12 protein-coding genes are annotated in these 15,221 nt (G+C 50.1%); 4 read left to right on the top strand and 8 right to left on the bottom strand.

Annotated features, from left to right (window positions below; genetic code table 11):
• Positions 1 to 8 precede the first annotated feature (8 nt).
• Entirely contained in the window at positions 9 to 908 is a 900-nt protein-coding gene (locus TCA2_RS09175; RefSeq protein WP_047911311.1) for a diacylglycerol kinase family protein, read from the bottom strand.
• A 102-nt stretch (positions 909 to 1,010) separates the two neighbouring features.
• On the bottom strand, positions 1,011 to 2,321 hold the full coding sequence (locus tag TCA2_RS09170) for a serpin family protein (protein ID WP_047911310.1): 1,311 nt from the start codon (positions 2,319 to 2,321) through the stop codon (positions 1,011 to 1,013).
• Between the two features lie 167 nt (positions 2,322 to 2,488).
• Between TCA2_RS09170 and TCA2_RS09165 the strand changes: the two genes are divergently transcribed.
• A complete protein-coding gene (locus TCA2_RS09165) occupies positions 2,489 to 3,013 on the top strand; it encodes a hypothetical protein (RefSeq protein ID WP_047911309.1) in 525 nt (174 codons plus the stop codon).
• Positions 3,014 to 3,171: 158 nt separating this feature from the next.
• Here TCA2_RS09165 and TCA2_RS09160 read toward each other — a convergent pair whose 3' ends face one another.
• From TCA2_RS09160 to uxaC, 4 genes are all read right to left on the bottom strand, one after another.
• Positions 3,172 to 5,025, bottom strand: coding sequence for an ABC transporter ATP-binding protein (locus tag TCA2_RS09160; protein ID WP_047911308.1), 1,854 nt, complete (start codon positions 5,023 to 5,025; stop codon positions 3,172 to 3,174).
• The gene (locus TCA2_RS09155; RefSeq protein ID WP_047911307.1) at positions 5,022 to 6,749 is read right to left on the bottom strand and encodes an ABC transporter ATP-binding protein; all 1,728 of its coding nucleotides are present in this window, start codon (positions 6,747 to 6,749) and stop codon (positions 5,022 to 5,024) included. The genes TCA2_RS09160 and TCA2_RS09155 overlap by 4 nt, the downstream gene beginning before the upstream one ends.
• Positions 6,746 to 7,375, bottom strand: a complete 630-nt coding sequence (locus tag TCA2_RS26110; protein WP_052511851.1) for a MarR family winged helix-turn-helix transcriptional regulator — start codon at positions 7,373 to 7,375, stop codon at positions 6,746 to 6,748. Before TCA2_RS26110 ends, TCA2_RS09155 begins: the two co-directional genes overlap by 4 nt.
• Before the next feature lie 261 nt (positions 7,376 to 7,636).
• Positions 7,637 to 9,064: a glucuronate isomerase gene (gene uxaC, locus TCA2_RS09145; RefSeq protein ID WP_047911306.1), complete on the bottom strand. Its 1,428-nt coding sequence runs from the start codon at positions 9,062 to 9,064 to the stop codon at positions 7,637 to 7,639.
• Between the two features lie 259 nt (positions 9,065 to 9,323).
• On the opposite strand from uxaC, the gene TCA2_RS09140 reads away from it, so the two are divergent.
• From TCA2_RS09140 to TCA2_RS09130, 3 genes are all read left to right on the top strand, one after another.
• Positions 9,324 to 10,016, top strand: coding sequence for a dihydroorotate dehydrogenase electron transfer subunit (locus tag TCA2_RS09140; RefSeq protein WP_047911305.1), 693 nt, complete (start codon positions 9,324 to 9,326; stop codon positions 10,014 to 10,016).
• Positions 10,013 to 10,951 carry a dihydroorotate dehydrogenase gene (locus tag TCA2_RS09135; RefSeq protein WP_047911304.1) on the top strand — a complete coding sequence of 313 codons (939 nt, stop codon included), beginning with the start codon at positions 10,013 to 10,015 and terminating at the stop codon, positions 10,949 to 10,951. Before TCA2_RS09140 ends, TCA2_RS09135 begins: the two co-directional genes overlap by 4 nt.
• 87 nt (positions 10,952 to 11,038) lie before the next feature.
• Positions 11,039 to 11,785 (top strand): MBL fold metallo-hydrolase, encoded by a 747-nt coding sequence (locus TCA2_RS09130; RefSeq protein WP_047911303.1) that lies wholly within the window; start codon positions 11,039 to 11,041, stop codon positions 11,783 to 11,785.
• Positions 11,786 to 11,812: 27 nt separating this feature from the next.
• Here the strand turns inward: TCA2_RS09130 and TCA2_RS09125 are convergent, their stop codons facing one another.
• Complete coding sequence (locus TCA2_RS09125) at positions 11,813 to 14,134, bottom strand: ATP-dependent DNA helicase (RefSeq protein ID WP_047911302.1); 2,322 nt, start codon at positions 14,132 to 14,134, stop codon at positions 11,813 to 11,815.
• Between the two features lie 187 nt (positions 14,135 to 14,321).
• On the bottom strand, positions 14,322 to 15,149 hold the full coding sequence (locus tag TCA2_RS09120) for a glycerophosphodiester phosphodiesterase family protein (protein WP_052511849.1): 828 nt from the start codon (positions 15,147 to 15,149) through the stop codon (positions 14,322 to 14,324).
• Between the last annotated feature and the right edge of the window lie 72 nt (positions 15,150 to 15,221).

Below are 15,221 nucleotides of genomic sequence, written 5' to 3'. Positions count from 1 at the left end.
AACGGAGCTCATGGTGAGTCTCCGTTCTTTGGCATGAGAAATTTCAGTCTGCGCTCCAGCACCTTTATCTCAGCCGGTGCAGAGAGATAGACTTCTCCATCCGTATCTGCCGGCATCTCTCCTTCTGTCTGCAGATGAATATGACTCGCCTTGAAATATTTCAGGCTGTCATTATGCGGCTCCCACCTGCCTTCCGGCTTCCTTGCCAGCAGCTCCCGGAGAAGAGGGATACCCGCCTGGCGTATGATGAGTACATCAAATTGTCCATCCGTAAGCGAATCCTTGGCAAATGGCAGTGTGCTGGTGCCTAGAGACCTGCCGTTCGATACATAGATCATCACAGCCTCATCTTCAATCTGTATGCTCTCCGTCTTCAGCTGATAACGAAAAGGTTCGGCAGCCCGAATCGTCTGCAGTGTACTGATGAAATAGCTCAGCTTGCCGAGTGATCCTTTGAGGGTCGGATCAATATTTTCAGAAGTCTCCGTTATGATCCCAACTCCGAAGAAATTCGTGAATACCCGATCATTGGCCATGCCAAGATCCAGGCTTACCGCGTCTCCGTGGATCAAAGCCTCCGCCGCCTGAGGCACATTGATCGGAATACCGAGCGTTCGTGCAAAATCATTACAGGTCCCGCCCGGCAATATGCCTACTACAGGCGGACGATGAAGCTGTGCCAGCCCGTTAATGCATTCATGAACTGTACCGTCTCCACCCAGAATAAAGACCGCATCCACATCTTCGCCCCGCTCTCGGCATATCTTCTCCCCGTCTCCTGCTCTCTGAGTCTTCATAACCACAAGCTCTGGAATAACAGGGGCCAGCGCAGACACCGCTCCGCCGACCATACTCATTGCCGAACCCGCTGCTTCGTTATGGATGAGGAGTGCTTTTTGAATATCCATGCTTATCTCCTCCCCACCAAAATCAAGTCTTTACTTCTATATCTACCCTAAATGAGGAAGAAATAAAACAAGCTCAGCGCTGCAGACGATGAACCGATCGCTTTATTGTGTACCCATTGGATCATTTATGGACCCCACGAACAGCCAGGCTCCCGTATCCTCATCCTCAATGACTGTAAAGAAGGGCCGATTGATATTCATCACTTTGGTATCTGTGACCATTGCCGCTGATTCTGCCATAGCCACGGAAGTCGCTGCCGCTGCCTCGGAGCCCTTTTCATTCACTTCAAGCACGGCTTTATGCTGTACATCACTAATGAATAAGTTCCCACCTGACATTCTTGAGAAGTCAGCGCCTTGGCCAAAAGCCGATTTCATCCCCATATTCTTAAGCGAGTCTACCAGCCCGGCTTCATATTCGACCTTGTATTTCGGCATGGAGAGCTGAACCAGATGTTCATCGAATGGAGCGGCAAATACTTCAGGCTGCTGTATCAGCTGCTTCATGGTGTCATCCAAGCTCTTGCCCTCAGCCGGCAGAATCACCAGCATGTTCATGCTTGAATCACGATATGGCAGACGAACGGCCTGCCAGTCCTCTGACTCCTTATACCCATACAGATTGGTATCGTGCATCATCGGTATGTTCAGCTCCGTACCATCCCCGGTTGTAAAAGCCTCCTCCTTTGTTAGATTCTCATCGAAGGTGTACAGCCAGGTTCCTTTGAAATATAGGGCATTCAGCAAATAAGCCCGCACCGCGCTGTCCAGAGGCTCGCTCAGCATCTTGTCTATCAGACCTTCTGTTCTCTCACTGACCCAGGTATTGATGGAATTCATGGCTTCCTCGGAAGACAGCTCAGCTTCCAAGATCTCAGCTCCATAGCTGGTTCCTGCCGTTTCAAGAAACGCCGGTTTTAAGGTGTATCCCGTATCTACCCAGACCGAGTTTGCTGTCATGAGCTCCACCCCTTGACCTGGGCTGTTCAGAAGCTGCATATATATCCGGCTGGCCTCATTCACCTCTTCCATACTTAAGCCGGTAAGCCCAAGTACTTCTGCCATTTCCTGCTCCGTTACACCATTGGAGCCGGTATAAGCAAGCGTTAAGGCAGAGGCAATGCTGTAGGGCGAGATCAATACATTCTTAGGCGCAGCGTCCTGAGCTCGAAGCTCCTCCACCAGCTGGATACCAAGCGTATTCTGCGATTGAATCAACACCGGGTCTAATGCTGCAGCCAGCCGATCACGCTCCTCCGAACTTATCTGCTCGACCTTAGCAGGCAGCGTGGACAGGCTTGGCGGAATCTCTCCCTTCACATCTGCTTGAGATGCACAAGCACTTAAACCGAGCACAAGCATGATGGCCAGAAACGATCGATTCACTGCCTTCCCTCTTTTCGTTATCAGCATCCTAGTCATCCCCCTTTTATATTGATAGACTCTCTCGGCAGCAGGATGGTTCCAATGATGTTAGTGTCTGGTATGGAATTTTTTTCTTAAATTCTAGCGTGTCTTATACCGCTCAAGAGGGTAATGAAGCTGTAAAATGATGTCCACCCACGAGGAGGAGTGTTCCTATGATTCCAGCAACGCTTGAAGAACTTGAAGCTATTCGCAAAGAGTGCCGTTCTATGGTAAATACGAGAGCCTTCGCATCCGGCGGCACTGCGCTTGTACCGATTCCCGGAACAGATGTTGTCGCGGATGTAGGCATGCTAATGCAGCTCCTGCCTGCCATTAATGATAAATTCGGCTTGTCCGAGAAGCAGCTGAGCGGTATGGATGCGGAATCCAAAGCAGCAGTATACGGACTTGTCATGTCCATGGGGAGCGCAGTAATCGGTAAGCTCATCACACGGGAACTGGTCATCAAGCTGCTCCAGAAGGTTGGCGTACGCATGGCGGCCAAACAAGCGGCACGCATTATCCCTATCGCAGGTCACGCTTTATCTGCAGCGCTGAGCTTCTCTGCCATGCGGTATGTTGGCAATAAGCATGTAGAGGATTGCTATAATGTCGCCAGACAGCTGATCGAGCAGAGAAGAGCGAAAGAGCTGGAAATACCGGCAGACGCTGTTATTGTAGACACGGTTAAAGTATGACCTGATCCAAGCTGTCCGTCATGATCATGCTGTTCATGATAATTAAAAGACACCGTACCTCTTGAGAGGAGCGCTCCTGCTCATTCAAGAGAGTACGGTGTCTTTTTGCTAGATGAATCTATTTCATAATTTTCTAAGCTGACAGCAATCTACGTTAATCAGCCTACCTCTGTAAACTGGCTGTTATATAGCTCTGCATAGAATCCATTAGCCATAAGCAGTTCCTCATGGGTTCCTTTTTCAATTACATCCCCATGGTTCATGACGAGAATGACGTCTGCATCCCGAATCGTTGACAGTCTGTGGGCAATCACAAAGCTGGTGCGATCCTTCATCAGCTCATTCATCGCCTGCTGAATCAAGGTCTCAGTCCGGGTGTCAACCGAGCTTGTCGCTTCATCGAGAATAAGGATGGAAGGATTGGCAAGAATAGCACGAGCAATCGTTAACAGCTGCTTCTGGCCTTGTGAGATATTAGATGCCTCTTCATTAAGAACCGTTTGATACCCATCTGGCAGTGTACGGATAAAATGATCCGCTCTAGCTGCAACTGCGGCTTGCCGAACCTCTGTCTCCGAAGCCGCCTCACGGCCGTATGCAATGTTGTCATAGATTGTACCGTTGAACAGCCATGTATCCTGCAGCACCATGCCGAACATGCTCCGCAGTCTGCTTCGCGGCATATCCGTAATATCTACACCATCAATTCGAATCGTGCCGCCTTGTACTTCGTAGAAGCGCATGAGCAGGTTAATAAGTGTTGTCTTGCCTGCCCCTGTCGGTCCTACGATGGCCACCGTCTGTCCCGGCTTCACATCGACATTCATATCAGTGCTGAGCGGCTTGTCCTCGCTGTAGCCAAATTTTACATGCTCGAAGGTTACTGCGCCCTGCACCTTGCTTGAAATACGGGCTGTATCCTGTTCAGGCACTTCTTCTGTTTCATCCAGCAGCTCGAACACGCGCTCGGCCGAAGCCACCGTGGATTGGATGACATTCGCAATGTTAGCCAGCTGATTGATCGGCTGAGAGAACTGACGTGAATATTGAATAAACGCCAGGATACTTCCGACATCCAGTGACCGTGTCGATACGAGAATTCCCCCAACCACACAGATCAGCACATAGCCAATATTCCCGATGAACATCATGAGCGGCATGATCAGACCCGAAATAAACTGGGCCTTCCAGCCGGTCTCATAGAGCTCCTCATTGATCTTGTCAAAATTGCGGATCGACTGCTCTTCCCGTCCAAATGCCTTAATGACATTATGCCCGGTGTACATCTCTTCAACATGACCATTCAGCTCGCCGAGTCTCTTCTGCTGGCCCACAAAATATCCCTGTGAACGGGAAGCGACTATGGCCACCACAATTAAGCTGAGCGGCAGCGTAAGCACTGTAATCAGTGTCAACAATGGACTGATCGTAAGCATCATGATGATGACACCGACCAATGTTACAAACGAGGTAATGAACTGCGCGAGACTCTGCTGCAGCGTATTGCTGATATTATCTACATCATTCGTAGCCCGGCTGAGGATTTCCCCGTGTGTTCTTCCATCAAAATATTTGAGCGGAAGCCGTGACAGCTTGTCGTTAATCTGCTCCCGCATCTCAAATACAACACGCTGTGAGACACCGGCCATGAGATACTGCTGTATATAAGCAAACAGAGAGCTCAATAGATACAGGGCACCAAGCCACATCAGAATTCTGGCAATCTCTACAAAATCAATGACCGCATTCGGATCAAACAGCGGCTCGGATAAAATATTTGTCGCCACCGCCATTAATTTAGGTGAAACAATCGTGAACACCGTGCTCAGAATAGCCATAATAAACACAACGATCAATATTGTGTTTTGCGGCTTCAGATAACGAACCAGCCTCTTCATCGTGCCTTTGAAATCCTTGGCCTTCTCAACCGGCCCACGGCCGGGATGGCCCCCTGGATGCTTCGGCCCTGCCGTACTGGACGGGTTCTGCGAAGCTTTATTTTTACGACTCATGCAATCTCCTCCTCTGACAGCTGTGAGGACACAATTTCTCGGTATACCTCACTATTTCGGAGCAGCTCGTCGTGAGTTCCACTGCCTACGATTACGCCTTCATCCATAACAAGAATCCGATCCGCATCTCTTACCGTGCTTACACGCTGGGCTACGATAATCACCGTTGAGTTGACGGTTTCGTCAACAAGAGCAGCTCTAAGCTTGGCATCCGTCTTGTAATCCAGAGCGGAGAAGCTGTCATCAAATACATAGATCTCCGGTCTGCGGACCAAGGCTCTCGCAATAGACAGTCGCTGCTTCTGTCCGCCTGATACATTGCTGCCTCCCTGCGAGATCATGCTCTCATATCCTTCCTCCATCCCGCTGATAAACTCAGCGGCCTGAGCGACCTCTGCAGCATGCCTTATCTCCTCCTCGGTTGCATCCTCCTTGCCGTAACGGATGTTGTCTGCGATGGTACCCGTGAATAGTACGGCTTTCTGCGGGACATATCCGATCTTCGAGCGCAGCTCTTGCTGAGAAATATCTTTTACATCGATGCCATTCACGCGAACACTGCCTTCGGTGACATCATAGAAGCGCGGGATCAACGCAAGCAGTGTTGATTTGCCCGACCCTGTTCCACCGATAATGGCAGTAATCTCTCCCGGCTGTGCCGTGAAGCTGATATCCTTAAGCGCATATTCCTCGGCGCCCGGATATTTGAACGACACATTATCAAATTCAAGTGTTCCATGCAGCTGACCAGCCGGCTTGGACACTTCAGGATCTGCAAGCTCCGGCTTCATTGTCAGCACTTCATTGATCCGAGCCGCAGAAGCCGCTGCCCGGGGCAGCATGACGAAGATGATCGACACCATCAGCAGAGAGAACATGATCTGCATGGCATATTGAATAAACGCCATCATATTCCCCACCTGGATCTCTCCCGTGTTGATCCGAAGACCGCCGAACCAAATAATAGCGATGACAGAGAAGTTCATCACCAGCATCATAACCGGCATCATGAAGGCCATAATCTTGTTCACCTTGATTGCGGTATCTGTGAGGTCAACATTCGCCTCGGTGAAGCGCACCTTCTCGTACCCGGTACGATTGAATGAACGGATGACTCGAATGCCTGTCAACTGCTCGCGCAGAACGAGATTCAGACGATCCAGCTTCTTCTGAATGGCCTTAAAGAGCGGCAGCCCCTTGAAGGCAATCAGCGCAATAGCTCCTGCAAGGATCGGAAGCGATACTACAAGAACAAGAGACAGCTTGGCATCTTGGGATATGGCCATTATAAGACCACCTATAAACATCAGCGGTGCACTGATCATCATCCGCAGCATCATCAGCAGCACGTTCTGAACCTGAGTAATATCATTCGTCGTTCTGGTGATGAGCGAAGCTGTTCCCACCTGGTCAAACTCGTGAAGAGAGAAATTCTCTACATGTCTAAACAATCGGCTGCGAAGATCACGTGCAAATTTGCCAGTAACCTGGGAGGACAGGAAGCTCACAAGAATCGAGCATACTGTACCGAGAAGAGCGACAATGAGCATTACACCGCCAATACTCCATATGTAAGAAACGTCCCCCTCTGGTATTCCAAAATTGACGATATCAGACATTAATGTAGGCAAGAATAAATCAGATAACGATTGCAGCAGAAGTAAAAAAACGACGAGCGCTACACCCGCCTTATACGGATTCAGCATCCGCAGCAGTTTCATCATGTGTGATCACTTCCTTTTGTTGAAAATCTATCTTTGCAGTGCGGGTCAGTGCTTATCCGCTTCTGTTCCTTATACTCGTACACACGAGTCAGTAATTTCGCTAATTGAGCACTATCCTCTTCACCTAGATATTCAATCATTTCCTTCATATTGCTAATGAGCTCGCGGTGAACGCCGCGGACTGCCTCTCGTCCGGCTTCAGTGATGGTAATCCGCATCACTCTGCGATCCGTCTCGTCCATTCTTCTCTCGACTAAACCCTGCTCCTCCAGCCCTTGAATGACAGGAGTAATGGTCGGCGCCTTGACCCGCATAATATCACTGATCTCGGATATCTTAAGCCCTTCAAGCTGATCCTTGGTCGTTGGACCATTCTCTTGAAATTCTGTAATCATCCGCCCGACCACAGCAGGATCGTGCTTCTCAGGCGTTTCCTTCCCTCGGATTAACGTAACCAGCAGCACAATCTCGCTCGGATTGCGGCCTTCCGTCTTAGGCTGCTTCCAATTGCTGCGGTTAAATCTCATAAATGCAAAGAGCAGATTCTGTGCTAGTATATCCTTCTCTTTCAATGCCTCACCCACTTTTTTTATTTGAACAAGATTCATAACGAAATTGCGGTGCAACGAATTAATTAGGTCTCCTAATTAATTATAAATCCATGCAGATTATATGCTTTTGCACTCCTAAGTGTCAAACCGGAACCTTGCAGAATTTTGCAAATCCATAATTTATATATTGGCTGTTCTTGGGCCTTCACATTCTCTTTATTCCATATAAAAAAGACGACCGTGACTCTATAGCCACAGCCGTCCATCCACAGAACTGTTATCCTTGCATCTATTCCATGCTCAGCTCATTACGATTCAGCATTAATAACTACTCTACTATACCTTGCTATACGCACTCTCAAAGTTAAAATAAGTCCGTGCATTCTCGTAGGATATGCCCTGCACGATACGGCCGAGCAGCTCAAGGTCATGCGGCGCCTCTCCGTTCTCTACCCATTCTCCAAGCAGATTGCACAGCAAGCGGCGGAAGTACTCATGCCGTGTGTAGGACAAGAAGCTTCTTGAATCGGTCAGCATGCCGACAAACCGGCTGAGCAGACCGACGTTGGACAATGCCTTCATCTGAGCGAGCATGCCGTCCTTCGTATCGTTGAACCACCATGCCGCACCGAGCTGGATTTTGCCAGGAATACCGTCACCCTGGAAGCTGCCAGCGATCGCAGCCAGCACTTCATTGTCTCGAGGATTGAGCGAATACAGGATCGTTCTTGGCAGCGCATCTTCACTAGCCAGTCCATCCAACAGCTTCACCAGCGGACCGGCAAGCGGGCTGTCATTCACGGAATCATAGCCGGTATCCGGGCCAAGCAGTCCGAGCATACGTGAGTTGTTGTTTCTTGCTGCATTGATATGGTATTGCATCGCCCAGCCGCGTGCCGCATACAGCTTGCCGAGGAAGATCAGTGTGTAGGTCTTATACTTCTGCTCCTCCAGCAGACTAGCCTTCTCGCCATTTAACACCTTGGCGAAGATGCCTGCTGCTTCCTCGCGGGTTACTTCCGCATACGGTACATAATCGAGCGCATGGTCGGACACACGTCCTCCAACAGAATGGAAGTAATCCACCCTTGCCTCCAGCACCTCAAGAAACGTATCGTAGCTCGTAATCGAACGTCCGGCGGTCTGCTCCAAGCGGGAGAGCCACTCGCCGAACCCTTCGCGGTTAATTTCAAGACCCTTATCAGGACGGAATGAAGGCAGCACCGCGGTATCAAAACCATTCAGATCCCGAATCGCGGTATGATATTCCAGTGTATCCGCAGGATCATCTGTCGTGCAGACTACGGTTACTTTAGATTTCGTAATCAAGTCGCGAGCACCAAAGCCTTCACCGTTCAGTTTGGCATTTACTTTCTCCCAGATGACCGGCGCGTTCTTCTCATTAATCAGCTCATATACACCGAAGAAACGCTGCAGCTCCAGGTGTGACCACGCATATACCGGATTTCCGATCGTCATCGGCACGGTTCTTGCCCAAGCGAGGAACCGATCGTAATCGCTGACTCCCTCGCCTCCTGTTACATACTTCTCTTCAACGCCGTTTGCCCGCATCAGCCGCCATTTGTAATGATCGCCGTACAGCCAGGCTTCGGTTACATTGCGAAACGTTTTATTCTCATAAATCTCCTTGGGACTCAGGTGGCAGTGATAATCAATAATCGGCATATCCTTTGCATACTTCTCGTACAGCTCAATCGCTGTATCATTCGTAAGTAGAAATTGTTCATCCAAAAAAGACTTCATCTTCCTTACCCACTCCCTTTAGGTTGATTTTGGTTCGTTCAGGTTTATTTCTGATCTCAAACTCTAAGCTACACCCTTTCCCAAGAAAGTTCAACAATAAAATGAGAACGCTAACAAAAATGTTTGCTGAATGGACATGTGCGTACGCTCACTGACATTTTTCGTGAGTTCATGCAATGTAAATGACTGTTGACTGACATCTCGGCATTGTGATGAACCGGAGAATTGAATAGAGAATTTGGATCAGGGAGGGCTTCTGGTGGCGAGAGTTATTTCTAATATACAAGTGAATGATCACATTGGTCTTCTGGAGGTGGAAGCCGCAAGCGGCGGAGCACCAGGACAATTCTATATGCTGCGCGCTTGGAATGCAGGGCCGCTGCTTCCGAGAGCGATCAGCATTTTTGATGTGAAGGAGCATTCTATACAATTTCTATACCAGGTGGTGGGGGAAGGTACTCGGCAGCTGTATCGTCTGCGGCAAGGGGAAGAAATTCAGCTCACCGGACCTTTCGGTAACGGATTTCCCCAGCTGACTGGACGAGTAGCGCTTGTCGGCGGCGGCATTGGAGTCGCTCCCTTTTATTATGCTGCCAGGCAATACAAGAGTGCCGACCTCTACCTCGGCTTCAGTGAGCAACCCTATCTGGTTGAAGAATTCAGCAGGATGGCCTCCTCTGTCAAGGTTGATGTCGGAGGAAGCATCCTCGGCTGTCTGGTGTTCTCAGACTACGATCTTGTGATCGCCTGTGGACCGTCAGGCATGCTGAAGGCGGTACAAATGAAGCAAGCCGCAGAGAGTAGTCGTACGAACGTCTATATATCGGTAGAAAATAAAATGGCCTGTGCAGTAGGCGCCTGCCTCGCATGCAGTATCCAGCATCACTCCGGCAGAGTTCAGACCTGTACAGACGGTCCTGTATTCCGGGCGGAGGAGGTAACTCTCCTATGATGAATCTATCCTGCTGTATTGCCGGCGTTCACTTCAAGAATCCAGTCATTATGGCCTCCGGAACCTTCGGATTTGGCCGTGAATATAACGGCATCTACGATATCAGTCAATTGGGTGGATTCGTTGGCAAGGGTCTTACCTTGCATCCTAGAGCAGGCAATGATGGAGAGCGGATCATAGAGACCTCTTCTGGCATGATGAACAGTATCGGGCTCGCGAACCCGGGGATGGATGCTTTTCTGGCGAAGGAATCTCCCTTCTGGCAAACACTCGATACCGTCCGCATTGTGAATTTGGGGGGAGGATCGCTGCAGGAATATACAGCTGGTGCTGCTCAAATCGAAGCGCATGAAGAGAGACTCAGGCGCTCAACCGGGGGTAGAGGTTCCATCGATATGATCGAGCTGAACATCTCCTGCCCTAACGTCAAGGAAGGTGGAATGGCCTTCGGTATCAACACAGAAGCCGCGAGAAGCGTTATTTCTTCGGTACGTGAAGCCACCCGTCTGCCACTCATCGTCAAGCTCTCACCGGGTGCCGAGAATCTGGTAGAGATGGCACAAATGTGCGAGCAGGAGGGGGCGGATGCAATTTCTCTGATCAACACCATCTCTGCGATGAGGATTAACATCCGTGAGCGGAGGAGTGTATTTAAGCATGGGTATGCCGGATTGTCTGGTCCTGCCATCAAGCCGATCGCCCTTCGTATGGTTCATCAGACCGCTCATGCTGTCCGTATACCGGTCATCGGAATGGGCGGGATCATGAGCACTGATGACATGATTGAATTTATTATGGCTGGTGCGGCAGCAGTCCAGATCGGGACAGCGAACTTTGTGAATCACCAAGCAGGTCCTGAGCTGATCAGGGGACTATCCGAATGGATGACCCGAGAGGGCGTATACACCCTGGATGAGATCCGCGGTATCGTGTAATTTGATCCAACTTTTTCTGAATTTTAACGTTCTTCTATATTGGGAACGGTATAATTGAGAAAAACGAAAATGAGGTGTATCGGACAAATGCAAATTACTTTTCTGGGGACGGGAGATATGTTCAGCTTCGAACAAGACCACAATAGCGCGATGCTCCTGTATAATGACACTCGGCTCATTATTGACTTTCCCGAGTCGAACGCGAAAGTGCTGTATAAGATGGGAATCAAGCTGGATGAGATCAAGGATGTGTTTATAACCCATCTGCACGATGATCACATCAACGGCCTGCAGCAGCTCGGTTATTACGCGCAAGTATTTGGTAAGCAGAAGCCTAGGCTCTACATCCACGAGGATTTAATGGAGCCGCTCTGGCGCTCGCTTGAGCCTGGGATGCGTTATACCGTACAGGGTGAACGCACCCTGGAAGATTATTTCGAGCTGGTTCCGCTGCAGGAACAGAAGCCCTTCAGCATTGGAGGCGTTACATATGAGCTTACACTGACGAATCATGTACCCGGCATGCTGAGCTGTGGATTGTATGCACCTGGACTATTCTATTACAGCGGTGATGCAACGATGGATTCCGATCTGCTTGAGCGCATTGCTGATGATGTCCAGGTTATTTTCTATGAATGCCATCTGCAGAACGTGACCATCTCATCGCACACCCATTTGGACGATATTAAGTCCTTACCGCTGCCCATCCAGACTAAAATCCAGCTCATGCACTACCATGACGGCTATGCGTCACCTGATGCCCGTGAACAATTCAACAAGGGTGCCGTATCCAAGCTCGTAGAGCCGCTGGAGGTGATTCGGCTGCATGAATAATCTGAATCAAGCTCGTCCACAGCTATACTAGATCGAAGCAGGGTTAACCTGCTTGTACTCCCTCCACTCTTCAGGCAGCAAGGAACGGTAAGGCTCCTGTCCGAAGCGATCATCGATCAGCACGAGCACACCCTCGTCCTCCTCCGTACGGATGAGTCTCCCGCCTGCCTGAAGCACTTTGTTCATACCCGGAAAAACATAAGCGTAATTAAATCCGTTCCGCCCCGTCTGATTAAAGTAATCCCGCAGCATATTGTTCTCCAGTCCAATCTGAGGCAGGCCTGTACCCACGACGATTACACCGTTCAGCCTGTCACCGGGAAGATCCACCCCTTCGGAGAATACGCCCCCGAGCACCGCAAACCCCAGCCGCGTGCGCTCAGGATTCGGCTGGAAGCCGGATAGGAAGGCATCCCTCTCCTCCTCACTCATGGAAGACTGCTGTATGATGGCATCTACACCCTTGCCTTCATCCTGAGTATAGACTTCATATACTTCCTGCATATAGGAATAAGACGGGAAAAAGACGAGCAGGTTGGTCCCCGGCCGCTCCTCTGCGACCCGCTGCAACAGTCTTGCGATGGCTCCCTTCGACCTCTCCCGGTCGTTGTATCTGACCGACAGCGGTACCAGCCGCACATCAAGCTGTTCCTTGCTGAACGGCGAAGGAATGCTGAGCGTATAATCCTCTTCGCCAGCACCCAGCATATCCCGGTAATAATTCATCGGAGACAGTGTGGCAGAGAAATGAATGATAGACCGGTAGCCTTTGCCAGCCTGCCGTAGCAGCTCCGAAGGATCGAGACAATACAGCTTGATTCGGAAGTCACTGCGGATGATCTCCGCATATGTCAGGTAGTGATCATCGTATAGCTTGGCCATTCGAATAAAGTTCTGGGCCGCAAAATAAGTGCCGAGCAGCTCTTCCTGTGCCTCAAGACTGACCCGGTCTGCAGAAGAGCCGGAGACCAGCTCAATTTCTGCTGTCTCTACGAACTTTTCCAGCCGCTTGATCAGCTCTTCCGGCAGCTCAGACTGAATGATCCGCCCCTCGCTGTTGCAGTTGTTCTTGACTGCGTACAGGAACGAGTTAACCTCTCCGGCCGTTCGGGATACCCCTTCATTGGCCGTCTTGTACTCATCCTTGATCCCGAGAAAGACCGATTTGACGAGCTCCGCCGAGAACATATTTCGGCCTCGATCGACCAGGTTATGCGCCTCATCGACCAGCACAGCCGTCTTCTTCTTCTGATCCTCAAACAATCGCTTCAAGGACACTCGCGGATCAAAAATATAATTATAATCACATACGACCGCATCCGCCGCGTAAGCAATGTCGAGCGAATACTCGAATGGGCAGACCTGGTGCTTGCGTGCGTACGCTTCAATGACCGGCCTAGTCATGATCGTCTCGTGCTTCATAATATCCAGAACTGCCCCGTTGATCCGGTCGTAATAGCCTTCGCACATCCTGCACTGCCCGGCATCACATGCTTCCTCTTCCTTGAAGCAGATTTTGTCCTTGGCGGTGATCGTCACCGAGTTCATATACAGCCCCTGTGCCTGCATTCGCGCAAAGGCTTCCTCCGCCGTTGCCCGGGTCGTTGTCCGTGCTGTCAAATAGAAGATTTTGCTGATATGTCCTGCTCCGACTGCCTTGACAGCCGGGAATAAAGTCGACATCGTCTTGCCAATTCCTGTCGGTGCCTTCGCCATCAGCCCGGCACCCTCGGAGATGGTTTTGAATACGGCACCTGCCAGCTTGCGCTGTCCCGCACGGTAAGAAGGAAAAGGAAAGCCAAGCGCTTCAATGGACGGCTGGCGCTTTTCTTCATGCTCCCTCAGCATCTCCGCATAAGGAGCATAAGCTTCAACAATTCCACGTGCAAAGACCTCAAGCTCTTCCATAGAGTGGGTAACCAGCATTCTCTTCTGCTCACCACTGCCTGTCCGTACATAGGTCAGCTGGATCTGCATGGCTGAGAGTCCCTCTGTCTTGGCATACATATATGCATACATTTTACCCTGTGCCCAGTGAACCGGAAGCCCGTCCCCCAAGTCCTCCAGCGGAGCTGCTGTCGACTTGATCTCATCAATCGTCCATGCCCCGTCCAGCTGAATAAGTCCATCGCATCTCCCTTCCACCTTGAATAGAAGATCACCGCAAGGGATCTCGCCCTTGAGAAATACTTCTTTTTGATCCGTATCTGCATAGGTCTTCTGAATGCTCTGATGAATCCGGGTCCCTTCGTGCATCGTCGCATTCGTCCGGAATCCCCCCGTAATGCTGCCGCTTCGATATACATACTCCACCAAAGGTCTGACGGATATAGAAATTTCATATGGCATGCGTTTCACCCGTTCCTGTTCATTTTCGTCTTCTCACTGTAACAAAATGGAGGTGAAGATACCAGTTCTCTAAGCGCTTATCGGTGTCCGTAAAAGAACTACAATAACCCCTCTTACGACCACTTGAATGAAAGCAGCCAGAGAGGGGTTCTATGAACAATTCACATGAAATCTCTTTAAATTCGCTTTATTTCTTCGTTTCCTTATAGGGCACGTAATCTGGATAGTCGGTAATAATTCCGTCTACCCCCAGATCAAGCAGATAGTCTGCTTCCTCACGGCTGCGCAGTGTCCAAGCATAAATCTTCATTCCTCTGGCATGGATTTGACGAACGAGTGAATGCTCTACAGCATAGATATGCGGATTCACATACGAAGCATAGGCTCGGTATTCATCCAGCTTGTCGTTATCCAAATCTGCAGGATCCTCAATCAGCACACCCGTCGGTACGGTGGGCAGCATGTCATGGAATGTCGCCATGGATTCATGGTTAAAGGACTGAACGATCACCTGCCCGGGCCCCATTTTGTCATATCCGTACTTGATCAAGGAGTCCGCCACTTGTCTCTCGATGCCGGGATACAGCTCCGGTGCCTTCAACTCGATGAGAAACCCGATATTCTTACCTCTGTAATGCGCCAGAACCTCTTCGAAAGTAGGAATCTGCTGGCTGCTATACTCTCCTCCAAACCAGCTTCCTGCATCCAGGCTTCTCAGCTCCTCCAGCGTATGCATTCTGACTTCTCCCGTCCCGCTTGTCGTCCGATCCAATGTGAGATCATGAATGACGACGAGCTCTCCATCCAGGCTCCGCTGCACATCCAGCTCGATCATACTTGACTGCATTCGGTATGCTAATTCAAAAGCAGCCATCGTATTCTCCGGCGCGTACCCCGCTGCTCCCCGATGAGCAACAACTACCGGATCAGCCGAGTTGGCAGCGGCAATATGATCTGTATCTCCACCAATTCCGATGATGGAAGCGATAAGCAAAGTTCTCAAGGTTTTGACCACGCCCGACTCACCTCTCCTTTTTTTACCTCAACATAACAGGAGAATGTAAAGACCTATCATCATCTGCTGTAT

This window comes from Paenibacillus sp. TCA20, from assembly GCF_000732325.1.
GTDB lineage: Bacteria > Bacillota > Bacilli > Paenibacillales > Paenibacillaceae > Paenibacillus > Paenibacillus urinalis.
The sequence above is the reverse complement of the archived record's forward strand: the minus strand, read 5'-3'. Positions and strand labels throughout refer to the sequence as shown.